The organism is Paenibacillus sp. FSL L8-0436, from assembly GCF_038593025.1.
GTDB lineage: Bacteria > Bacillota > Bacilli > Paenibacillales > Paenibacillaceae > Paenibacillus_AQ.
Window position 1 is genome coordinate 5,760,533 of record NZ_CP151955.1, and the last position, 24,080, is coordinate 5,784,612.

Consider the following 24,080-nt stretch of genomic DNA (forward strand, 5'->3'; position numbering starts at 1 on the left):
CAAACTGCGGATCAGCTTCCGGAAAGCTGACTTTTGCTGCGGCAAAAGCATTCCTGTGTATGATCGTCCACCATTCCAGAAGCTTGCATAAACGCGTAGCAAATGGTTGAGCCGACAAACTTCATGCCTTTTTTACGCAGCGCTTTGCTCATTTGGTCTGAGTGGGGGGTTGTAGCCGGCACTTCCGCTTTGCTCTTCCAGTTATTGATCAACGGCACCCCTCCGGTAAAGCTCCAGAGATAGTCTGCAAAGCTGCCCTCCTCCTCGACGATCTGCAAATACACGGCCGCATTCCGGATGATCGCGTTAATCTTGAGGCGGTTGCGGATAATGCCGGGGTCATTCATCAGCTCAGCAATTTTCTCCTCATCATAATGTACTATTTTCTCCGGATCAAATCCGTCGAATACTTTTCTGAAATGCTCCCGTTTCTTGAGCACAGTGTACCAACTGAGCCCGGCCTGCATTCCCTCCAGCATCAGCAGCTCGAACAGCTTCAAATGATCGTTCAGCGGCTTGCCCCATTCCTCATCGTGATAAGCAATATATAGTGGATCTTCATTGACCCAGTCACAGCGGATCTCGTTCACCTGTCTCCTTCTCTCCTTTTTATGTCCGAAGAACATTATTCATAGGCTATTTCTATCATCTCTTTATATTCTAAGCGCCATTACCCTGTATACACAAATAAAAGAGGCCTCCGTTTCCCCCAAGGGCCGGACAACCTCTTCTATTAAAGGTTCCTCTTTCAGTTTATTGTTTCCGTTTCATCACCCTGCCGGTTAAGGCAGCATCTGTACCTGTATCATCTGATCCGGTTCAACCGTAATATAACCGCTGACATACATGGATACTTTCGTCTGCTCAACCCCCTCATACCTCTTTATAGCCGTGTTGTCATCATCCCCGGAGTAATTGGCTATCAGCGTTTTGCCTGCAAAATAGGAGTTGTTCCGGGTCGTTTCGAACGAAACGATGCCGCCAAATCCTGGGGTCTGACTCCCGGTCTCCACATATAAATCACCATCGAGAGTGTAGTATATCCATTCTACCGGATAACCGCCTACCTGCGATGTTACCGTTTGCCGCTTCTCGCTGATAGCTGTCAAACGGATGGGAGTCCGCTCCCCCTTATGATTGGTAATCTTGTATTTGCCTGTTAGAGTTACAGGGGTTTTCCCGTTCATTACGAGACCCGAAGGCCGTTCGAAGCGAATCGCTCCCTTATTCGGATCCCGTTCAGCTGTCGGCCATAATTCACCCTGCAGGCTCATACCTTGTACTTCAAGAGTTATCTTCTCATAGGGCAGATGAGCATAGGCTTCTCTGGTCCGGTAGCTGATCCGGATCTGGGTCGGAGTAACCACCATTTGCTCCAGGGTAATATCGTCGCTGCCAGTCTCCAGCGGCTTATTCAAAGCATATTTCGCTGTCCCTGTGTTCATCTGCTTCTTGCTCAGGTTCAGATCGAATGACCATTCCCCGTCCAGTCGCTCTTCTTCTTTCATATATTGCAGCCGATAGGCTGTGCTCTCATCCGAAACGTCGCTATGTCTATAGAATTGCTGGCTGATATATTCTCCGTTATCACCCGGCCGCACTTGCAGACTGTCAGTAAGTTCCTTTACGACAGCTCCATCCCGGTAAGCAACAACCTGCGGCTTGGCCCATGCTGCAGCCTCCTCTTGTTCAAAGGTAATCTCACTGTAGACAAGCAGCCTATTATCCTCCCGGGGAAACATCTGCACATGAAGCGCCTGCAGGCCGTCCTGCGCAATATTGAAGCTCTGCGTTTCCCTGGTCGTATTGTCCACCTCCAGCTCCTGCTCCTGCCGGGTGAAGCTTTGCAGATCCCTTGCTATAAATTCTACCTTTGCCGTATCCCCCTCCGGTGTCCAGTTGCTCTCTACATAGCCGGTGTATCTGCCGCTGCCGGCATCCCATACCATATCTCTAAGAATCCCTTCGCAAAGCTTTCCCTGTTCATCCCTCAGAGAGATTCCTTTGAACTTCATGAATTCAGCCCGGTTATGTTCACCGGGGTTCAGGCTGTACAGAATCACCGTGCGGTTCTCATCCACAACCGCCGTATGCAAGGTCAGCGTGACCCCATCTCTTGTCACCGACTGTTCAAGCTCCTGGCCGAGGTGCTCGGAGAGTGCGGCTTGAATCCCGCTTTTTCCATGAAGCAGCCCGTTCCAGTCCACCTGAATCGCTGCATATACGGGAGCTGCAGCCAGAAGGGCTGCAAGAGAGAGCGCGACAACTGATTTCCGTAAGTTCCGTCCCTGGCGCTGGACCGATCTCCCCCGTGCCCGTTTGCTGTCCGAATCCCCAGTATGTCCAGCTTGCTCCATCCGTTCCCACATGCTTGCAAAATCAGGATACTCTATTCCGTGATCATTATTTAAGCGCAGTTTCAGCGCATCTTCCACCGATTTCATACAAAACCTCCTCCCCTGCCTTTGCATGCTCTCCTGCTTCCTGCAGCATCTTTTTCATCATTTTCAATCCTTTATGCTGTCTGGATTTGGCCGTCCCGACCGGGATGGACAACGCCTCCGCTATTTCGGCCAGACTGAAATCATGCATATACCTTAACGTAAGCACCGCGCGAATCTTCGCAGGAAGCCTGGATATGTAACTGCTCCATTCCAGCGCCGTTTCTTTTTCTTCTATTAAGAGCTCTACCGGAGTTTCGGCACGGACTTTCAGCAGATGCATATGCTCAGCTACCTTCTGCTGCAGACTGCGCCGGCGTTTCAAGTGATTCAGGCAGGTATTGACTGTGATTTTCATAATCCATGCCCTGACATGCTCGACTTCCTGCCAGCGGCTGCGGAATACGGTGATAAACACCTCCTGGCATATATCCTCGGCATCTGCAGCATCATGCAGCATATAGTAGCAGGTCCGGTAGACAGCCTTGTTGTAGGCTTCGAACAATTCCCTATGGCTTTGCAAAAAACGCCCCCTCCTTTCTTGTCTGAGTTGTCTATATAACAATCAAACATGCAAAAAGGTTCATTTCTGGAAATCATACAACTCATATACAAAGAAATCCATACTGGAGCAGCTCGGTAAAGGCAGCGTAGTGGCATAGGAGACAACGGGTTTGAGCGGGTGCATTACCTCAATTCCCGCTTGTCCGGGCTGATCACAGCTTGAAGGCTTCAACCTGATAAAAATAAAAAGCCAGGAGATGGTCACGCAAGCCATAAATATGGCGTCCGCGGCTTTCCTGGCTTCCTCTTATCCTCTTATGCGAATTGTAACTTTCGGAGATTCCCATCCTATACACTCTGTACGAGGTTCAGTAACAACCTCCCGATCTCATCGGCCGGTAAAGGGCGGCTGTAATAATAGCCCTGTACCTTTATGCAGCCGCTCTCCACCACAATATCCAGCTGCTCTTTGGTTTCTATACCTTCGGCAATGACCTGCATATTCAGATGCCTTGCCATAGTAATGATGGTGGACACTATGGCCCGGTCATCGCTGCTCGCGACAATATCCTTGATGAAGGAACGGTCAATCTTCACTTTATGAATGGGATATAATTTCAAATAACTGAAGGAGCTGTAGCCTGTTCCAAAGTCGTCAAGGCTGATACGAATTCCGTTCCGGGTCAGATTGTTCAGAATTCCTGCAGATGCAGAAGCATTCATCATCATACTTTCCGTAATCTCCAGTTCAAGATACTGCGGAGCAAGCCCGCTCTCCTCCAGAATCCCCATAATCTCCCCATGCAAATTGTACTGGTGGAACTGCTGGGACGACAAATTCACCGCCACAGGAATCAGCGGGCCGCCTGCATCTTGCCATAACCGCATTTGGCGGCAGGCTTCGCGCAGCACCCAGTTTCCGAGCTCCACAATCTGGCCTGTCTCCTCCGCATGCGAAATGAACAGGCCAGGCGGCAGGAGCCCTTTGTCCGGATGCTGCCACCTGATCAGCGCCTCTACTCCGATAATTTGATTGTTATCCGCCCGGATTTGCGGCTGGTAGTACAGAATAAACTCGCCGCGCTCCAGCGCTTTCCGCAAATCGCCTTCCATATTAATCCGCTGGAGCAGCTGCTCATCCAGATCGTCCGAGAAAAACTGATAATCATTTTTACCGTTTTTCTTAACCTCATACATGGCAGTGTCTGCATTCTTGAGAAGCTGTATCTCATCTTGACCATGGCAGGGAAAGAAGGCGATTCCGATACTTACCGTAACGTAAAAATCCTGCTCTTTCAGACGATACGGTTGCTCAATCGCTGCAATCATCTGCTCCGCAATGGCTGTTACGTTCATGTTCTTCCGGGAGAATCGGCACAACATCGCAAACTCATCTCCCCCAATCCGGGCCAGCGTCACATTCTCATTCACCACACTATGCCGGATACGGCTGCTCATTTCCTGGAGGAACAGATCGCCGTACATATGCCCCAGTGAGTCGTTGATGATTTTAAACCGGTCAAGGTCCATAACCATAACAGCAAACGGCTCCATCGTTTCACTATGCGCTTCAATGGTTTGCGATAGTAGCTCATTGAACATTCTTCTGTTCGGCAGACCGGTTAACTCGTCGTGGAAAGCAAGGTAATGATTTTTCTCCTTGGCCCGCTTTTCTTCTGTCACATCTCTGGCAATTACATAGGTTCCGACCACTTGCCTGTCGACCATGACCGGAGCGTTAACCACACTGATTTCGACCCGGTGCCCGTCCTGATGGATGATCGCTGTTTCATAGCTCAGTTCCTCTCCGGCAAAAGATCTTGAGAACAGCTTCTGCATCCGCTCCCGCTCCTCCACAGCCACAATCGAGAGAATGAACATCATGTTCTGATCCTTAAAGGCACTTGAGCTGATTCCCGTGATTCTTGAGGCAGCAGGATTAAATCCGATAATGCGCATGTCCAGGTCAATCGAGATAATCCCGTCCTGGTTATTTTCATATAACGACCTGTACCATTTCTCAGTAACCAGTATCTCTGTGTCCTTGTTCGAGAACCGGCGGGAGATGAACATTCCGACAACTGATAACCACAGCGTGAACAAAGTCCCGCCTGCAATGACATAGGCAAGCCATTTCTGATCCAGGACAACACCGGTGATCCGTGCAGCATGATGCCGCGGCTCAAAGTGGACTGCCAGCATACCGGTGTAATGCATGCCAATAATCGCAGTTCCCATGATCAGACCGCTGCCCAGCTTCCTCCAATGATTGTCTTCTTCGCCATGATCGATAATATAGGAAAATAACCCGAGCGCTGCATAGGATGCAACAAAAGCTATCACGATAGACAGGGCTACATATCCGGGAGTATAGATCATATTAATTTGCATCGCTGACATGCCGATATAATGAATCGCTGAAATTCCAATCGCAGAAAATACGCCAGCTCCAAGAAATTGAAGAATGCCCGGCTTGCAGCGGCTAATCGCAACAAGGGCGATAAAAGAGGTAACAATAGAAACACCTATTGACAACAATACAGTGTTCAGATTATAAGCAACCGGAAACGGCAGTGATATGGCCAGCATTCCGACAAAATGTGTTGACCAGATCCCCATGCCCATAATTACTGCACCGCTCATCCGCCATAGCCAACGTTTCTTCCCTTTGGATCTGCCTACTGCCCCTGCCAGACTTAGGACCGCATATGAAGCTGCTACCGCAATTACACATGAAAATAATACAAGCACCCTATCATGAGTACCATGAATTTGCTCCAACTAAGTCCTCCCCTCTCTGTCTTCGTTTCTAAGAACTCCCCTGATCTTCTCCCGATAGTAAATATTTTAAATTTGCACTATTTCACTATTATTATCGACATACATAGACCTGAATCGACAGATCAGAGAGTGGTTTTTATAAAAAAAATTTACACTATAACTGAGCCTTCTCAAGCTCCTTGTTAGACGCCGTATAGAGAGGTGTAGTTCTATGAATGGAATCCTATGAAATGAAAGTTTCAGCTCCCGGAATCCATTCCCCGCCTCCATTTATTGTGCGCATACAAAAAAAGGGCCCCGCCAGCAGCTGGCGGGGTCAAGGTATGTAATAAGGGGGTATGTGTCTAATATACAGTCCCAAGCTTAAAAAAGTATTAAGTCCTCCTAAAGTTTTACTTAAATCTTCAGAAGGTTAGTATCTGCTCCAGATTCTTCAGCATCACCTGTCTATTCCGCAGCAGCTCCCGCAATCTTGCCTTCATTGCGCGCCCGCAACAGGGTATGACGGTTCATCCGGATGAAATGCGCTTCCTGCAGACTGCGGCGCAGCAGATCAGCATCCACACCAAGCTCTTCCAAGGTAGAGGGTCCATGTACAGTGCGCAGCAGGCCGCGCAACATTTCCGGTGAAGGAAGTCCGCTGATTTCCTTCAGCACCTGCGCCCACTGTTCCTTGTCCGCCAAACCCTGCGTATCCGCCAGCTCATGGTACAGCGCGGAAATTTCCGCACAGGCCACACCTACCTTAGCGCCATGCAACAGCTGTCTGCGTCCGGTGCGGATGTACTCCATCTCCCAATAATGGGACAGATGATGTTCTGCACCCGATGCCGAGTGGGATTGCCCAAACAGCAGGATCGCCAGGCCTGATTCAATCAACGCTTCGGTCAGTACTCGGATTCCCAGTTCGGTATGATTTCCGATCTCCTCTGCATGATTTACGCAGGCCAACAACGCCTTTTCGCTAATGGCAGCAACCGCCGGAGCATACGGCTCGTCAGCCGTCAGGCGGCCGAATTTCCAGTCAAACAACGAGGTGTATTTGCCCAGCATATCGCCAAAGCCTGCCGCCACCATGGGAGCCGGCGCCTTGCGCAGCAGCTCTGTATCGGCGAAGATAGCGACTGGACCCGCCGCCGGAATTGTTATCTTGTTGCCGCGGATAATCAGCGGCGAGCCGTTCGAGGTGAAACCGTCTACCGAAGGAGCCGTCGGGGCCGACACAAAAGGGATGGCTGCTGTATAAGCCGCATAACGCGCCACATCATGCAGCGTGCCCGAGCCTGCCACGATGACGGAATCTGCTTTAACTTTTTGAATATCCAACAGCACCTGCACTACAGAGGCTTCATCTGCGATAACATCGCCCTGCGCATTGGGCAGCACTAAGGTGGTGTGGACCGAAATCCCGGCTTCCCTGCACGCCTGCTCCAGACTTGCTCCCGCTACTTTCAGTGTATGTTCATCTGCCACAAGCACCAGCCGTTCCCAGCCCTGTGCGGCCACATAAGGAATGACCTGCTGCAGGGCACCCGGTTCTACATGAATAACCTGCGGAAGAGCAAAAGCTGCCCCTCCTTCTATTTCAGCGGCGGCTGCCTTTATATTATCCAGTATGCTGCTCATATCGAATTCCTCCTAAAAGTTTTGTTAGCAAAAGCTTCCTTATACATTTTATCAGATGTCCAATATACAGGAAGAAACGGACGTACCGCACTCTGATCGAGCGCGGTACCCGTTTCTTGTCATCACACGAATATAGAGAGAACTAGAGCAGCTTCCAGGCGATATCGTTCAGACGCAGTTCATTGCGGAAAGATCGTGTATTGGTATCTTTGTCGATGACTACACATTCGATGCCAACCATTTCGGCGAAATCAATCAGTTGCTCTGTAGTCACCACATACGAGAATCCGGTATGATGCGCGCCGCCGGCCAGAATCCAGGCTTCCACGCCTGCCTTCAGGCTTGGCTGCACTTTCCACAATACGCGGGCAACCGGCAGGTTCGGCATAGCTTCGGTAGGCTCAACGCCTTCCACTTCGTTCACAAGCAGGCGGAAACGGTTGCCCATGTCGATGATCGAGGCATTCAGCGCTGCACCGGAACGTCCGTTGAAGACCATGCGGGCCGGATCCTCTTTGCCGCCGATACCGAGCGGGTGCACTTCAAGCTTCGGCTTGTCGACAGCAATGGTCGGGCAGACCTCCAGCATGTGCGATCCAAGCACCAGCTCATTGGCCGGATCTAGGTGATACGTGTAATCTTCCATAAAGGAGGTGCCTTTGTTGCCGGCGATAATCTTCATCAGGCGGACAAGCGCCGCTGTCTTCCAGTCGCCTTCTCCGGCAAAGCCGTAGCCCTGCTCCATCAGGCGTTGTACAGCAAGACCAGGAAGCTGCTTCAGTCCGTGCAGATCTTCAAAAGTAGTAATGAAAGCTGTATATCCGCCTTCTTCCAGGAAAGCTTTCATCCCCAGCTCAATACGGGCCTGGTAACGGATGGATTCACGCACAGGTCCATCCTGATCTCCGCCTTGGGCAAAGTCATACGCCTTCGCGTATTCTGCCATCAAATCGTCGATCTGCGCTTCGGTAACGGCATCCACACGTTCCACAAGGTCGCCTACGCCATAGCCGTCAACGGTCCAGCCCAGCTTGATTTGTGCTTCTACCTTATCACCTTCGGTTACAGCCACCGAGCGCATGTTGTCACCGAATCTGGCAACCTTCAGCGTTTGGCTCTCATTGAAGGCAGCAGCGGTGTTCATCCAGCCGCCGATGCGGCCTCTAACTTCACTGTCTTCCCAGTAGCCGACAACCACTTTACGGGCAATGCCCATACGCGCGCCAATGAAGCCGTATTCGCGGTCGCCGTGTGCCGACTGGTTCGTGTTCATGAAATCCATGTCGATAGAATCCCATGGAATATCGCGGTTAAATTGGGTTGCCAGGTGCAGCAAAGGCTTGCGGAGCTGCGACAAGCCGGCGATCCACATTTTGGCCGGGGAGAAGGTGTGCATCCAGGTGATGATCCCTCCGCAGTTCTCATCACTGTTCGCAGCAATTGCCAGCTTGCGGATTTCGTCCGCTGTAGTCAGAACCGGTTTGAATACTATTTCAAAAGGAACCGCGTCGTCCGAGTTAAGGCCTGCGGTAATTTGGCGGGAGTGCTCCGCTACTTCCTCGATCGTTTCAGGGCCATACAAATGCTGACTTCCGGTTACGAACCAGAATTGATAAGGTTTAATGGATAACATGTAACTACCTCCTAAAAGTGTTGTGAACGTAATATTACTGAATGATTTCGTACTACACTGTCTTCGAATATATCAAAGTACTATTCCGTAACATCCTCTTTAATCGCCTTAAGGTGCTTCATGACATTGTTCTCGCCGCGGCCGAAATAGTCATGCAGTCTGGAATATTCCTGATACAGCTTTTCGTAGACTGCTACGTTTTCCGGAATTGGAACATAGGATTCTTCGCGGATACGGGCCATTTTTTCTGCCGCTTCTACGATCGAATCGTAGCCGCCTTTTTGAGCACCGGCTGCAACGGCTCCGAACATTGCCGCGCCGAGCGCAGGCGTCTGCTTGCTTGCTGCCACTTTAATTTCACGGTTGGTAACGTCAGCGTAAATCTGCATCAGCAGGCGGTTCTTTTGCGGAAGTCCGCCGCAGGCATACAGTACATCAACGGCTACACCGTTTCCGTGGAATGCATCCACAATCTTGCGTGTGCCGAAAGCTGTAGCTTCAAGCAGTGTGCGGTAAATTTCTTCCGGTTTGGTCAGCAGCGTGCAGCCGAGCAACAGTCCGGTCAGGTTCGTATCCACGAGCACGGAGCGGTTGCCGTTCCACCAGTCCAGTGCGAGAAGTCCGGTTTGGCCCGGCTTGTAGGCCGCAGCCCGTGCTTCCAGCCAAGTATGGATGTTTACGCCTTCTTCCGCCGCAGCTTCTTTCGCATAGGCAGGGACCGCTTCTTCCACATACCATTCAAAAATATCGCCAACAGCGGATTGTCCAGCCTCATACCCGTAATATCCCGGAATAATTCCGTCTTCCACCACACCGCACATGCCTTCAACTTCTCGTTCGGTATCACCCAGCACCATATGGCAGATTGAGGTACCCATGGACATTACCAGTTTGCCCGGGGTAACTACACCTACAGCGGGTACAGCAGCATGCGCATCGACGTTGCCGACAGCCACGGCCGTACCTGCCACGAGGCCGATTTGGCGTGCCATCTCGGCAGTCAGTTCCCCGGCTTTCGTTCCCAGGGGAACGATATCCCCGCGCAGCTTCGTTTCGGTCAGGTTCTCGAGGCGCGGATCAAGCGCTTTGAAGAATTCCTTGTCCGGATATCCGTCCGCTTTATGCCAGATGGCCTTGTAACCGGCCGTGCAGCTGTTGCGTACAATATTGCCGGTCATTTGCGAGATCACCCAGTCGGTAGCTTCCAGGAACTGATCAGCCGCATCATAGATTTCAGGCGCTTCGTCCAGGATTTGCCAGACCTTGGCCATCATCCATTCGGAGGAGATTTTGCCGCCGTAGCGCGGCAGCCACTTCTCGCCGCGTTCAGCGGCGATGCGGTTGATTTCATTCGCTTCATGCTGTGCGGCATGATGCTTCCACAGCTTCGTCCAGCTATGCGGGTTCTCCTGATATTCAGGAAGCAGGCAGAGCGGCTGTCCTTGTTCGTTAACTGGAAGCATCGTACAAGCGGTAAAATCTATGCCAAGACCCACGACATCCGCAGGATCTATGCCGGACTCACGGATTACCTCTGGCACTGAACGCTTCAATACTTCAATGTAGTCTGCCGGATGCTGCAGCGCCCAGTCATATTCCAGTTTTTTGCCGGTTCCCGGCAGAATCTCGTCTATCACGTGATGCGGATAAGGCGTTACATGATCCGCGACTTCCGTTCCGTCGGCCAGATCTACCAGCACAGCGCGTCCGGATTGGGTTCCGTAGTCGACGCCGATTGCATATTTTTTACTCATGTACGAATTCTCCTTTATATATAGTAATTAGCTTTGGCCGTAGTAGGCATTTGCTCCATGCTTGCGCAGGAAGTGACGGTCGAGCAGCGTCTGGCTCATTGGCTGCACATTCGGGTTCAGCTGGAAGGTCTGTGTTGCCATCTTCGCAACTTCCTCAAGCACAACGGCGTTATGAACCGCATTATGCGGATCCTTCCCCCAGTTGAAGGGAGCATGGCAATGTACAAGCACACCCGGAATCATGTCCGGATTCAGATCCTTGAATGTCTCCACGATCACATTGCCGGTCTCCAGCTCATACGCACCTTTGATTTCCTCGTCTGTCATCGGGCGGGTGCAGGGAACTTCACCGTAGTAATAATCGGCATGGGTGGTTCCGAGCGCCGGAATGCCTCTGCCTGCCTGTGCCCAGCCGGTTGCCCATGGTGAATGGGTATGGACAATGCCGCCGATGTTCGGAAATGCCTTGTATAGCACCAAATGAGTAGCTGTATCAGAAGAAGGACGGTAGCTGCCTTCAACAATATTGCCTTCCAGATCAAGCACAACCATGTCGTCCCGGCGCAGCTTGTCATACTCCACACCGCTCGGCTTAATAACCACCAGTCCCTTGTCCCGGTCAATGCCGCTGACATTCCCCCATGTAAACGTTACCAAGTTGTAACGGGGCAGGTCAAGATTGGCTTCCAGTACCTCTTGTTTCAATTGCTCCAACATTCGTAATCCTCCCTATGGTCTTAGGTATGATCGTTCTTTTGCTTTGCCACCTCATTATACACTTGTACGTACAATTAATCTATAGTTTTTTAATAAAACGGAGAATAGGTACATACAAATAAAAAACAGGCTTCATCATCCTAGTATCGGATGATAAGAGCCTGTTTAGCCGCAATGGACAATTCCAAGCAACGATTGCTTCCCCATTGTTTATTCTGACCTGGCCAGCAAATACAAAAAATAAGGTGTACTCAGCATAGTGATGATGATCCCGGTCGGTATATCTGTTCCGAAACTGACCGTGCGGGTAATTGTGTCCGCAATAAGTACCACCAGCGTCCCGGTCAGCGCTGAGGCCGGGAGGAGAAGCTTGTGGTTCGGGCCAACCAGCTTGCGCGCCAGATGGGGGCTAATCAGACCGACAAAGAAAAAATTGCCGCCCAATGCCACACTTCCGGAGGAGAGCGCCACTGAAGCCAGAGTAAGTCCAAGAAATTCCGGTTTTACCGCAAGCCCTAAGCCCGTCGCTGTCTCATTGCCAAGATTGAGTGTATTCAGAACCCGCGACTTGTAAACCGCATAGCCCGCCAGCAGCACTGTCCATGGGGCCAACACCGAAATATATTTCCAGTCATCACCCCAGAGGCTGCCCGCCATCCAGCGCTGGGCAAATTCGAACTGATTATGATCCAGCCGGAGTGTAATCATCAGCGACAGCGCTCCATAGCCGCTTGACATGGCTACCCCCGTAAGGATTAATCCAGTGGGGGATATCTCCCTGCCCCGGCGGTAGGACAGCAAGAAGATCAGCACCGCTGCAGTCATGCCTCCGATGAAAGCCAGCACCGGCAGCGCAATCGCCGAGGAAACACCTTTAACGGAGAAAATCGCGATATAAATGAGTACAAACAGCCCGGACCCGGAGCTGATACCCAGCGTTCCCGGACTAGCCATATCGTTCCTCAGCAAACTTTGCATGATAGACCCAGCAACGCCCATTCCGATGCCAACCAGTATACAAAGCACGATCCGCGGCAGCCTGAATTCGAAGACAATCAGGTTCTGCTTGTCTGTTCCTTTCAGCAGCAGTACACGCAGCACCTCCATGGGAGAGAGGTTCATTTGGCCCGAATTCATTCCTATCACCACAATCAGAATGACCAGTACTACTAGTAGAAGGCATAAACCAATTCCCCGGGAAACGGTATAAGCACGCTGCTTCATCCTATTTCCCCCTTTTGCCGGCGTGACAGATAGAGGAAAACGGGAACGCCGATGATTGCAAAAATAATCCCTACAGGCGTTTCATTTGGGCGGTTAATGAGCCGGCCGAACAAATCAGCCCCCACCATGAAGGTCGCTCCATAAAGCCCGGACAGCGGAATAATGTAACGGTAATCCACACCCGCCATATAGCGGACTACATGCGGGATAATCAGGCCCACGAAGCTGATGGGGCCGACGATCAATACCGACAATCCGGTCAGCACCAGCACAATAAGTGTGGCAAACCCCTTGATCCGCCCGGTTGGCAGCCCCAACCCGGATGCAACATCATCTCCCAGACTCAGCAGCGTAACCGAAGGGGCCAAAGCAATAGCAGCCAGCAAGCCGGCGGCAAACAGCGGCGAGACAATGCTTAGCTCTTTCCATGTGGTACTGGCTGTCCCTCCGGCCGTCCAAAACGTAAGGGCCTGTCCGATGTTGTATTTAATGGCGACAAAGCTGCTAAACGCGGCAAATAGCATGGATACCGACATTCCCGCCAGTACAAGCCGCTGCGGGGTCATCCCCCTTTTGCTTAAAGAAGCGACTCCATAGGTCAGCCCGGTTGCTGCACCTGCCCCAAGACAGGCATATAGCATAGTCTGTGCATAAGTACGGTCCGGCAAAAAAGCCATGCAAAGCGCCATTGCCAGTCCCGCACCAGAGCTGATGCCCATCAGTCCCGAATCGGCCAGCGGATTTCTGGTAGTGCCCTGCATAATCGCTCCTGTCATCGCCAGGCTGCAGCCGACGATAACATCCGCAATTGTGCGTGGAAACCGGAGGTTGTGAATGATCTGATGCTCCGTTTTAGCGGGATCGAATTTAAAAATCGCCGCCCAAGCTGTATGCAGCTGCATATCAGCAGATCCGAAGGAAATGGAAGCAGCCACTATCAGCACGAGCGCCAGGAATCCTGCAGCCATCAGCAGTGAAAAGGGTACTCCCCTTTTTTTCCCATATGTATCTGTATCCACATCTTTCATCATACCCTTCGTCCTTCATCAGTAATTTGCTGTCTCTCACAGCTTCATAGTTAAGAGCCCACCGGCTGGAGCCTGTGGACTAAGCTGTTATGACTGCGGAGAACCCAGCAGTGCATTTACAATAAAGTTAACCTGCGCCTTAGCGGAATAAATGTCGGTATAATAGCTTAAGCCGAATTCCATCTCGATCAGATGATGGTTCTGGATAGCCGGCAGTGAGCTCCATACCTGATTTTGGCTCAAATCATCCATGCCATCATAGGTATTGCGAATGATATAATCCCCTGCATATTCGGGAAGCACCTCGAGGGATACCGATTCAGAATAAGTGTTCTTATCGATAATTCCTGTTTGCACACCTTTTGGCGCTTTCAGTGAGAGCACATCGTAGACAATTCTGCCCGCTCCGAACAACTTGCCCATGACTGTCATGGAATCATTACCGCCTTCAAATACAGAAATCGTTTTATCACCAAAGCCGGCATCCCCCAGCTTCTGGACAGATTCTTTTACATTCTGATCATAATCCGCAAGCACCTGCTCGGCTTCCTTCTCTTTATTGAGTGCTTGTCCGATCAGCCTTACTCTTTCTTCCTGGGTAATCTCCCCGTAAGGCACATAGATAGCCGGAGCGATTTTGGACATCTCTTTGGCCTGCTCCTCACCAGCCGTGATAATCAGATCAGGGTCCAGCTTCATAACGGCTTCCATATCCCACTCTGCCCAATGTCCCAGATCGGTGCTTTCCTTGACTTCTTCCTTAAAAGCCGCACCATCATACGCCTCAGAAATTCCAACAGGCTGCACACCCAGAGCAATCACATCACCCATCAAGTATTGGACCAGCACACGCTGCGGATTGGCAGGCACTTCTACATCACCAAGTACAGTGGTTATTGTCCGTGTTCCGGTGTCCGCCACAGCCTCAGGTGCAGAAGTAGCAGCTCCGCCGCTTCCCGCCCCCTCCAGCGCGTTCCCTCCAGTTGTTGCACTACCCGTGGCGGCCGAACCGCCTGAGCAGGCGCTAAGCAGCAAGGCCATACACAGCATTGCTGTGGCGGCTATTGTTTTTTTCTTTTGTCTCATCTGAAAATGATCCCCTTCCACTTGATTATGATAATCATTATCAATATAAGACCAAAACTCATCCTTTTGAATGGCATATCCTTGCTCCGGGGATGGCATATCTTCATTTACGGCTGTCTGAAGTCCTTCTGATCTATACTTGGAGGGCGAGATACCCATATGCTTTTTGAAGCTGCGGCTGAGCGTATAACCATCCGGATAACCCACACTTTCGGCAATCCCCTGCAGATTCGCTTCTGTTTTGAGCAGCAGCTGCGACGCTTTCTCTACCCTCACACGTGTTAAGAAACGCATGGGACTCTCACCCACCTTATTCTTAAACAGCTTGGATAAATGCCCCTGACTGCATCCGAGAGCTTGAGCAGTGCTTTTCAGTGTGACTGAGTGTCTGTATTGTTCAAGGAGATAACGTTTGGCCTGCTCAGCCAGATCCGTCTTGGCCGCGGTATGCCCCTTAAGCTGCAGATGCTTCAGCAGTTCATAAACGAACCTGTAGAGCAGCGATTTTACGTACAAGCGCCCCAGTCCTTCATTGGACTTCCATACGGTTTCCATCTCCCGGACCGTGTTGAACAGCATTAGTTTGTGGGTGGCCTGCACCCCATACTGCTGCTGAAAGGGGTTGCTGTGCTCCATAATCAGCGGGATATCTTTCCTCTCGGACACAGGAACCGCAGCCTTGTACAAGATGAGATAATATTCGAACCTCGTCCCGCTTTCCACCACAATGTCTAGGCGCATGCCCTTGCCTCCATGAAGAACATAAGCACCGCTGACTTCAAGGAACGTTTCTTCAAGACATACCCCCGCTTCTCCTTCAATGACATAGATAAAAGCGCTGTCTGGCAGGCGGTAAGAATACAGCTCTTCCTTTTCCTCTTCTCCTATTCTCACCCGGCGAACATCCATCACTTTGACGGACGCATGGTTCCACACCAGCAGATGTTCATTCCATTCCATTGATTCCGGCACTTCCTTTGATATAGTCATTTTAAACCATTATAGTGATAACCATTCTCAACAACAACCCGCACACATATATTCCTTAAATTCCAGATAACTTAAACGCGAAAAAAGCCCGCACCCTGTGCGGACTTCCGTTACTGTTATTCAACTGCGGTCTAACTGTTCCAGCCGTTTCGTTGAGCTTCTCAGAACAAGCTCCGGCTTATAAATCCTGTCCTTCGGCGGCTCCGCACTTTTACGCTCAATCATGTCAATCAGCATATTGGCTGCCTCTATACCCATAAGCTCTTTCGGATGTTTAAGGGTGGTCAGCTTCACTTCTGTCGCCGTCGCCAGCGTTGAATCGTCGAAGCCGATAATCGACAGATCGTCGGGCACGCTTAATCCCGTCTGGCGCGCGGCCTCCAGCAGCAGCACTGCCAGCTCGTCATTGTAGCAGACGAAGGCTGTAGGCCGCTGGCGTCCCTGCAGCATTTTTAATGCCGCTTCATAAGGCACGCTATGCTTCTGTTCGCTCGTATAATGGGTCACGGTATCCGCTCCCAGGGGAAGGCGGTGTTTGTGCAGCGCCCGTGTAAACCCCTTTAACCGGTTGGCTCCCTGGAGATCGTCTGTCTTGAAAAACCCGGCAATCTCCCGGTGGCCCAGCTCAATCAGATGCTCCGCAGCCATAAATCCCCCTGCTTCGTCATCCAGCTTCAGGCAGGGACAATGCAGCTCGGGATACCGCTCATTGATCATGATGAACGGAATGCGGTGAATTTCAAGCGCCAGAAACAGCGGCAGATTAGGATTGCCCTGTGCGCTTTTGGTCGGCTCAATAATCAGTCCCTTGAACGGCTGGCCCAACAGCATCTCCAGGTTCTCCCGCTCCTTATTCTTGTCATTGTCGGTGCTCGACAACATCATGCTGTATCCGCTGCCGCGAAGCTGCGCTTCTGCGCCGCGTACAAGATGAGGAAAGATATAATCGGAAATATGTGTCGTCATCATGCCAATCATGCTGCTGGTCTGCAGCGGCCGCGTTTCCTGCCGGGCAACAAAGGTTCCCTTCCCTTGCAGGCGGTACAGCCAGCCTTCCTTCTCCAGTTGGCCAAGCGCTTGGCGAACCGTCTGTCGGCTCATCCCGAATTGTACGGCAATTTCATTCTCGGATGGGATCTGGTCATCCGGCTTCATCCGCCCGGACTCCATCCAGGACAGCAGTTCACCCTTTAGCTGCATATATTTCGGTATCGGTTTATCCGTCATGGTACACCTCAGGCTACTTATATAGAGTAATACAAGTCATTATAACATAAGCCACTTGTATGTACATGTTAAGTCTTTACTTTTTTGAATCTTCATCCTCCCTTTTATCCATTTGATTTAACAAGCGGATTCCGGCATCCTGCCGTTTCGCGCAAAAATGCCCCACACTGGTGGGGCATCCCGATGTAGCAGCTTTGGCCATTCCTTCCGCTTCATTTAATACGCTTCGTACTGTACCCCTGTCAGCTATTCCTTCTTCATAATTTCGTGCAGCTGACGTTTATCGGCTTCCTGTGACCGCTCAAGCGCCTCCAGATCATCCTGATCCGCTTCCGCCGCCGAGAACTCCACATCTTCCAATTTCGCTTCGTAGAGCATCTTCTGCTTGTCTGTTTTAGAGAAGATCTTTGAGTTTTCTCTATCCATCGGTTGTCCATCCTCCTGATTTGTATTGATGTGTCAAGACTTAGACCATTCCGCCGGCCTCTTCAATTATGGTCAATGCCTGGTTATAGGAATTCTGGTCCACGATAACTGTCAGCAAAATATTCCGGCCTGTCGGTCCGCCGTCACCGCCGTGGCTCATGCCGCTGCCGCTTGTATGCGCTGCAGACAAAATACCTGTGTGCGGGCTGACAGAGGTCATGGAATCCATACTTGCCAGATTGCCGGTCACCGGATTCACGCTTGCCTGCAGCCCGTTTCCGCCAAATCTGCTGAAACGGTCAATGGACAGCTCGCTAACTCGCAGCGCCTGAAGCTTGCGGGAGACGCCCTCGGCTTCCTCGGGAGCCTTGAAGTAGGCTAATATAGATCTCTCCGACATTATATCCCTGCTCTCGCCTTTAATTTATAACACTGGATGCTTGGTTAGGTTGTCTCAGGCAAGCCTATTTTATGCTTCTGCTGTTATTAATTCTACTATCCGGCTGGAATTTAAATGCGGGGCCAACTTCACCATAATATGGTACAAAAGTGCTATATTCTATTTCGGATTAAACCTGTAGAATAAATGTAATTTTCATTTATATTCCATTTTTTAGAAGGAGGACAGCAATCACACGGCAGTTAAATTCATGTTTGGGAGGATGAAGCTATTTTGAAACAACCATTAAGGCATTCTATTCAAAGATTTGGTATTGGCGCAGCAAGTTTCAGCTTGGCCGCTTCTCTATTGTTTCCCGTTTCCGCCTTTGCGAACTCATCCTTTGAGTCATCCTCAGGGCTATCTGCCCAAACAACCCTAGAACAGGCCCAGAAGGTGATCCCGCAAAATTATGCGGGAGTAACTGCCGGATCAGCTCCTGTTACAGTGATTGTTGAACTGACCCATAAGCCGGTCAATGTATACGAGAGTGAAGCCAAAACCTCGGCTGCGCGTTCCTCCACCTCTCAACGAAGCAAAATCCTTACCGAACACAACTCTTTCAAAACTGCAGCAAGACAGCTCGGAGCTGCTATTGAAAATGAATACAGCGACATATTTAACGGATATTCAGTGACTTTGCCGGGAAATCAGGTCGACAAACTGCTCAAGCTGCCTGGAGTGGCGGCTATCTATCCGAATGATGAAGTCCACGCGCTTGCAGACAGCACTGACACTGCCACTCTTCCGGCAACTCGCAGCTACTCTGATACCGGAGTACTGATTGGAGCAGACAAGCTTCACGATCAAGGTTATACCGGCAAAGGCGTTCAGGTTGCCGTTGTTGATACCGGTATTGATTATAAGCACCCGCTCCTGAAGGATAATTATAAGGGCGGCTATGATGCGGTGGATAAGGATAACGATCCATACGAAACAGAGCCCGATCCCACCAAACCGCCTAAGGGCACCAGCTCTTATGATACCTCGCATGGTACACATGTATCGGGCACCATTCTCGATATAGCGCCTGAAGCGGATTTATATGTGTATCGTGTGCTTGGTCCATATGGCAGCGGCACAACAGCAGATGTCATCGCCGGCATCGAACGCGCCGTTCAGGACGGTGCGGATGTCATCAATCTTTCACTGGGCTCGAGCATGAACCAAAGTTATTCCGCCGATTCGATTGCGATTGACAATGCCGTGAAATCCGGTGTAGATGTCATTATTGCTGCCGGTAACGCCGGTCCGGACGAATCGACGCTCGGCTCCCCTGGCGGCGCACAGCTGGCGCTTACAGTCGGCGCCTCCACTATTCCGGTCACCATTCCTTTCTTTGATATTGGTAATCTCAAAGGTATCCCTGGCCTGATTTCCACATACTCCCCGGAGTTGATTGAAGATATCTCGGACTTGACGATTGTTTATGCCGGCCTGGGCACTGAGGCTGACTTCGCAAATGTCGATGTTACCGGCAAGGCAGTACTAGTGGACCGCGGACAGATCAACTTCGGCGCGAAATCGCTGAATGCCAAAGCTGCCGGTGCCAAGGTTCTATTGATTGCTAACAATACCACCGGTGAATTGAACGCCACTTTAGGAACACCCGGAGACTATATTCCTACTTTCGGCATCAATCAGGAGAACGGCAAAAAGATTAAGGATGAGCTGAACGCGAGCAGAAATTCAATCAGCTATGTTCCCATAGCGGAAAAGAATCAGCTGGCCGATTTCAGCTCTACCGGCCCCGGACTGCCAGACTATTTGCTGAAGCCGGATGTAGTTGCTCCCGGTGTAAGTATTAATTCCACCGTACCTATTTGGGAGAGCACGGACGAGACGTATGATAACGCCTTCGGTCTGAAGCAAGGAACAAGTATGGCAACTCCGCATGTGGTTGGAGCTGTTGCCCTGTTATTGGGCAAATACCCGGATCTTGCACCGGAGCAGATCAAATCCCTGCTGATGAATAATGCTGATCCTATATTTGCCCGGGGCGGCAGCTCTTATTCCCTCTATCAGCAAGGAGCAGGTTTAATCAATCTGGTGAAATCAGTTGAAGCAGGCTCTATCGCCAAGGTAGGAGAGATTTTTTACAGCGGCCTTCCAGGCTCTGCCGAAATTCCATATTATGCGGGTTCCCTGTCCTTCGGCCTGCAGCCGAAAGGTGCAAGCGTGACGAAAGCCGTCTATGTGGAAAACTTTAAGGACAGCGGAAAGAGCTATAATCTTTCTCTTGAATGGCTGACCAACAAGCCTAGTGACATCTCGGTGTCCACAGCACCTAATGTCATTACCTCCGGAAGCGGAGACAGCAGTTATATTCCCGTTGTGCTGGGCGTTTCCGCAACAGCACAGGACGGAGCCTATGAAGGCATTCTGAAGCTTACCTCCGGAACCGAGGTTCTGCGTCTACCGCTCAACGTTCTGGTAGGCGACAAATTCAATCTGGATCCAGTAAACCAGCTCAGCCTGGATGATGCCGAAATTTCACCCAATGGAGACGGACTGTTCGATAAGACAGGCTTCTACTTCTCGGTGAACAAAGATCTGCCGAATATCCGGTTTGCCGTAACGGCCCAAGATGCGCCAGCTACGGTAATCGGTGATGTGTATTCCGCCCAAGGGACCATCTACCGGGGAGCGCATGAATTCCTGGATTGGGGCGGAACGGTAACAGATCCTGCAACCTCTAAAGTAAGTGTGCTGCCGGATGGACACTACAATATCACGCCTGTTCTGCAAGGCAACATTTGGCTTACCGATCAAGCCATTCCATTCACAGTAGATACTGAAAAGCCGCTCTCCTCCGGATATGCAGTCGAGGAATATGAGCTGGAGTCACCTGACGATGCAAGAGTGGCCAATATTAGTGCAACCATTGACTCCGACCTTTTGGCCGATCTGATTTCCACCTCCAGACCTGTGTCTTCTCTCTTCAGCGTGTATGCACTTGCCGAAGATGAAAACGGAGAAGTATCAGCCTACCCAGGTGTTATCGCCCCTGACGGTTACTTCGAAATTGATGTGCCGGTCAATGAAGGCGTTAATGATTACATTGTTTATGTGACCGATGCCCTGGGCAATGGTGCTGCTGAAGAGGATTACAGCCAGCATTTGGTATACAACACCAATGGCGGTGTTCTTGTTGCTCCTAAACTCTCTGCACAGACCATCGAAACCGGTCAAACGGTTACGATAGATGTGTATTTCTCGGCAACGGATGCGGTCTATGGTGTGAACGGCGCCGGAGTCAACATCGTCTACGATGAAAAGCTGGCTGCACCGTTAATTACACCAAGCGTACAGCTCGCTACGTACCAGGAGCAAAAGTTCCCCGGGGTTCCATTGTTACAAACGGATACGACTACCCCCTCTGCCGACGGACTGAAGTTGACATCTTATGCAGTTCAATTAGAAGGAGGAGCATATAGTGGTACCGGCTCACTGGTACAGTTCACCTTCACTCCAAAGACTTCCGGGATCTATTCCTTTGAACTGAATGATTTGCTTACCTGGAATGAGAAGAAACAGGATAACGTTCCGTCAAGCTATTCTACAGTGACGGTGACCGTTAACGATCCGGTTAAACCAACCGATCCGGAAACACCGACGAACCCGGAGACACCGACCAATCCGGAGACACCAACCAATCCGGAAACACCAACCAATCCGGGCTCACCAGCTAATCCGGGTTCACCTGCCTCTACACCAGCTCCGGCTGCCGGCACATCGCTTAAGTCCGGGCAGCTGGTAGAAAAGGCTGATCCTGCTGGCGGCAAACCGACGGCTGTGCTCAGCATTTCCGAGGCGGCTTTGACTACCGCCCTGCAAAATGCATCCGAAACAGCCGTTTCACTTGATCTCGGCGATGTGGATTTTGCGAAATATGGTCAAGTGAGCTTTACCCTTACCGCAGCTCAGGCTGAGAAGCTTAAGACTTCAGCCAAAGCGCTAAGTCTCACAGGTACTGGATTTACGCTGCTCGTTCCGGCATCTACACTTCCCGGCTTCATATCTGGCAGCGGACTCACTCTGAGCCTTAGTCTTGCCGAAGGCGCCGATACGGGTACCCTGGCGGGAAGCACCACAGCCATTGACCTGAGCTCTGCTACTCTGATTCTCAAAAATGGCTGGACTACCGGAAAACCTGTCATTCTACAGCTTGCCCTCAATAAAGACGGCCTGAAGGATGTCCGCAAGACAGCGGCCTATCAGCAAAATGCTGACGGAAAATGGGCTTATCTGCAGGCAGGTACACTTCCTAAAGAAGGGGTGCTGCAATTTACCATTACCGGCGATGGTACCTACAGCGCTGCTGTCCGCAATACAAGCTTCAAAGATATCGGCGCACACTGGGCCAAGGAAGATATTGAAATTCTGGCCGCTCACGGCATCGTAGCCGGCAAAGGCACTGATGGCAGTTTCAAGCCATCCGATACCTTGAGCCGGGCCGAACTGTTGACACTCTTCGACCGCTTGCTTAGCAAGGGAGATACCTGGTCGTCCCGCAGCAAAGAGAGCGGATCTCGTGAGGTATTGACTCGTGAAGAAGCTGCAATCATTGTTGCAGAAGCTCTAGGTGCAGACAAAACTTCTAGCACTGCCTTAACCTTCAAGGACACAGGCAAGATCTCAGGTGCCGCCAAGGGTGCAATCTCCTTCGCGGTAGACAAGGGCTACCTGAAAGGATTAGGGGCCAACACCTTCAATCCTGGAGGCACCCTGACCCGCGCGCAAGCATCATCCATTCTACAACGCGTGCTTGAGGATCTGCGCTCTTAAGATCACCATTCACTAAAAAATCACAAAAACGGCTGCACCATCCTTAAACTTAAGGGGTACAGCCGTTTTTGTGTGTGCAAGTGAAGTCTCAAGCACTTCATCCATTACAATAAAATAGCCCCTAGCCTCCGCACAGCGGAAACAGGGGGCTATTAAGGTTATCTTAGGTGAATAAATCAGTCCCCGCGGAATGCACGCTTCACACGGTCAAAGAAGGATTGCTCCTGCTCATGTGTGTTCTCTCCATTGTAAGAAGCGAACTGGCGGAGCAGATCCTTCTGCTCTTCACTTAGCTTGCTTGGAGTGACTACAATGACACGGACATGCTGGTCGCCTGTTCCGTTGCCGCGCAGGTGTGGCACGCCTTTGCCCTTCAGACGGAAGAAGGTGCCGGTCTGTGTTCCGGCAGGAATCTTAAGCTTTACTTTTTCCGTCAAGGTAGGAATCTCGATCTCGTCACCAAGCGCTGCCTGAGCGAACGTAAGCGGAACCTCGCACATGATGTCATCATTCTCACGCACGAAGAAATCATGGGTCTTCACGCGGATGACAATGTACAAATCGCCGGCAGGGCCGCCGCGCGTGCCGCCTTCGCCTTCTCCGGTCATGCGCAGCTGTGCGCCGTCATCGACACCGGCCGGAATGCGCACATGAATCTTACGCTGCTTCTTGACCTTGCCTTGACCAGCGCAAGTCGTACATTTTTCCTTGATGATCTTGCCTGTGCCGCTGCAATGGGAGCAGGGACGGCGGTTGCGCATTTGTCCCAGCGGTGTATTCTGCACGAATTCCTGCTGGCCGCTGCCGTGGCATACGGAACAGGTCTCCGGTTTGGTGCCGGGTTTAGCCCCGGAGCCGAAGCAGGTATCACAGGACTCCGTGCGTGGAATGGTAATGTCGGTTTCTTTACCGAATACCGCTTCCTTGAATTCAATGGTCATCGTGTATTGCAAATCGCCGCCGCGCTGCGGAGCATTCGGATCACGCCGTCCGCCTCCGCCGCCGAAGAACATATCAAAGATGTCGCCGAGTCCGCCGAAATCTCCACCTCCGCCGAAGCCGCCGCCCATTCCCTGGTTAGGATCAATATGACCATACTGGTCATAACGCGCCCGTTGCTGGCCGTCGCTCAGCACGTCATAGGCTTCCTTCACTTCCTTGAATTTCGCCTCGGCGTCACTGGCTTTGTTAACGTCCGGATGATACTGGCGCGCCATCTTGCGGTACGCTTTTTTCACTTCTTCGTCTGAAGCATCTCTACCGAGGCCCAGAACCTCATAATAATCGCGTTTGTCTGCCACTGCTTTCACCTCCGTACATCAATTTCCATAATCCCTGTAACATGTTAAAAGGAAAGCCAAAACACGGGATGCCCCGGTTTTGACCTTCCCTTCTTACAGAAATACATTTATCGTT

Annotated in this window: 16 protein-coding genes; 1 reads left to right on the forward strand and 15 read right to left on the reverse strand. The window is 51.1% G+C overall.

Going from position 1 to position 24,080, the window contains the following annotated elements:
- Positions 1-11: 11 nt before the first annotated feature.
- The 14 genes from NSS79_RS26695 to NSS79_RS26760 all read right to left on the reverse strand — a co-directional run bounded on the left by NSS79_RS26695 (position 12) and on the right by NSS79_RS26760 (position 17,837).
- On the reverse strand, positions 12-590 hold the full coding sequence (locus NSS79_RS26695) for a DNA-3-methyladenine glycosylase I (RefSeq protein WP_342436834.1): 579 nt from the start codon (positions 588-590) through the stop codon (positions 12-14).
- A 192-nt stretch (positions 591-782) separates the two neighbouring features.
- Positions 783-2,444, reverse strand: a complete 1,662-nt coding sequence (locus NSS79_RS26700; RefSeq protein ID WP_342436835.1) for a DUF4179 domain-containing protein — start codon at positions 2,442-2,444, stop codon at positions 783-785.
- On the reverse strand, positions 2,404-2,964 hold the full coding sequence (locus NSS79_RS26705) for an RNA polymerase sigma factor (RefSeq protein WP_342436836.1): 561 nt from the start codon (positions 2,962-2,964) through the stop codon (positions 2,404-2,406). Before NSS79_RS26705 ends, NSS79_RS26700 begins: the two co-directional genes overlap by 41 nt.
- Positions 2,965-3,293: 329 nt before the next feature.
- A complete protein-coding gene (locus tag NSS79_RS26710; RefSeq protein ID WP_342436837.1) occupies positions 3,294-5,726 on the reverse strand; it encodes an EAL domain-containing protein in 2,433 nt (810 codons plus the stop codon).
- A 447-nt stretch (positions 5,727-6,173) separates the two neighbouring features.
- On the reverse strand, positions 6,174-7,352 hold the full coding sequence (locus NSS79_RS26715) for a sn-glycerol-1-phosphate dehydrogenase (RefSeq protein WP_342436838.1): 1,179 nt from the start codon (positions 7,350-7,352) through the stop codon (positions 6,174-6,176).
- Positions 7,353-7,494: 142 nt separating this feature from the next.
- Positions 7,495-8,985, reverse strand: coding sequence for an L-arabinose isomerase (gene araA / locus NSS79_RS26720; RefSeq protein ID WP_038595469.1), 1,491 nt, complete (start codon positions 8,983-8,985; stop codon positions 7,495-7,497).
- An 80-nt stretch (positions 8,986-9,065) separates the two neighbouring features.
- On the reverse strand, positions 9,066-10,739 hold the full coding sequence (locus NSS79_RS26725) for a ribulokinase (protein WP_342436839.1): 1,674 nt from the start codon (positions 10,737-10,739) through the stop codon (positions 9,066-9,068).
- Between the two features lie 27 nt (positions 10,740-10,766).
- Positions 10,767-11,456, reverse strand: a complete 690-nt coding sequence (gene araD / locus NSS79_RS26730; RefSeq protein WP_038595473.1) for an L-ribulose-5-phosphate 4-epimerase — start codon at positions 11,454-11,456, stop codon at positions 10,767-10,769.
- 210 nt (positions 11,457-11,666) lie between these two features.
- The gene (locus NSS79_RS26735) at positions 11,667-12,680 is read right to left on the reverse strand and encodes an iron ABC transporter permease (RefSeq protein ID WP_342436840.1); all 1,014 of its coding nucleotides are present in this window, start codon (positions 12,678-12,680) and stop codon (positions 11,667-11,669) included.
- Positions 12,677-13,711, reverse strand: a complete 1,035-nt coding sequence (locus tag NSS79_RS26740; RefSeq protein ID WP_342436841.1) for an iron ABC transporter permease — start codon at positions 13,709-13,711, stop codon at positions 12,677-12,679. The genes NSS79_RS26735 and NSS79_RS26740 overlap by 4 nt, the downstream gene beginning before the upstream one ends.
- An 84-nt stretch (positions 13,712-13,795) precedes the next feature.
- Positions 13,796-15,754: an AraC family transcriptional regulator gene (locus tag NSS79_RS26745; protein ID WP_342436842.1), complete on the reverse strand. Its 1,959-nt coding sequence runs from the start codon at positions 15,752-15,754 to the stop codon at positions 13,796-13,798.
- Between the two features lie 150 nt (positions 15,755-15,904).
- Positions 15,905-17,011: a GntR family transcriptional regulator gene (locus NSS79_RS26750; RefSeq protein WP_342436843.1), complete on the reverse strand. Its 1,107-nt coding sequence runs from the start codon at positions 17,009-17,011 to the stop codon at positions 15,905-15,907.
- Between the two features lie 246 nt (positions 17,012-17,257).
- Positions 17,258-17,437: a YfhD family protein gene (locus NSS79_RS26755; RefSeq protein WP_038595479.1), complete on the reverse strand. Its 180-nt coding sequence runs from the start codon at positions 17,435-17,437 to the stop codon at positions 17,258-17,260.
- Positions 17,438-17,477: 40 nt separating this feature from the next.
- Complete coding sequence (locus NSS79_RS26760) at positions 17,478-17,837, reverse strand: hypothetical protein (RefSeq protein WP_038595481.1); 360 nt, start codon at positions 17,835-17,837, stop codon at positions 17,478-17,480.
- A 273-nt stretch (positions 17,838-18,110) separates the two neighbouring features.
- On the opposite strand from NSS79_RS26760, the gene NSS79_RS26765 reads away from it, so the two are divergent.
- A complete protein-coding gene (locus NSS79_RS26765; RefSeq protein WP_342436844.1) occupies positions 18,111-22,664 on the forward strand; it encodes a S8 family serine peptidase in 4,554 nt (1,517 codons plus the stop codon).
- 176 nt (positions 22,665-22,840) lie between these two features.
- Here the strand turns inward: NSS79_RS26765 and dnaJ are convergent, their stop codons facing one another.
- Positions 22,841-23,965, reverse strand: a complete 1,125-nt coding sequence (dnaJ, locus tag NSS79_RS26770; RefSeq protein ID WP_342436845.1) for a molecular chaperone DnaJ — start codon at positions 23,963-23,965, stop codon at positions 22,841-22,843.
- Positions 23,966-24,080 lie beyond the last annotated feature (115 nt).

Coding starts and splice junctions, on each gene's coding strand:
- NSS79_RS26725 (WP_342436839.1), bottom strand. CDS start 10,739: ATGAGTAAAAAATATGCAATCGGCGTCGACTACGGAACCCAATCCGGA.
- araD (WP_038595473.1), bottom strand. CDS start 11,456: ATGTTGGAGCAATTGAAACAAGAGGTACTGGAAGCCAATCTTGACCTG.
- NSS79_RS26740 (WP_342436841.1), bottom strand. CDS start 13,711: ATGATGAAAGATGTGGATACAGATACATATGGGAAAAAAAGGGGAGTA.
- NSS79_RS26715 (WP_342436838.1), bottom strand. CDS start 7,352: ATGAGCAGCATACTGGATAATATAAAGGCAGCCGCCGCTGAAATAGAA.
- NSS79_RS26755 (WP_038595479.1), bottom strand. CDS start 17,437: ATGGATAGAGAAAACTCAAAGATCTTCTCTAAAACAGACAAGCAGAAG.
- NSS79_RS26700 (WP_342436835.1), bottom strand. CDS start 2,444: ATGAAATCGGTGGAAGATGCGCTGAAACTGCGCTTAAATAATGATCAC.
- NSS79_RS26760 (WP_038595481.1), bottom strand. CDS start 17,837: ATGTCGGAGAGATCTATATTAGCCTACTTCAAGGCTCCCGAGGAAGCC.
- NSS79_RS26745 (WP_342436842.1), bottom strand. CDS start 15,754: ATGGAATGGAATGAACATCTGCTGGTGTGGAACCATGCGTCCGTCAAA.
- NSS79_RS26750 (WP_342436843.1), bottom strand. CDS start 17,011: ATGACGGATAAACCGATACCGAAATATATGCAGCTAAAGGGTGAACTG.
- araA (WP_038595469.1), bottom strand. CDS start 8,985: ATGTTATCCATTAAACCTTATCAATTCTGGTTCGTAACCGGAAGTCAG.
- NSS79_RS26735 (WP_342436840.1), bottom strand. CDS start 12,680: ATGAAGCAGCGTGCTTATACCGTTTCCCGGGGAATTGGTTTATGCCTT.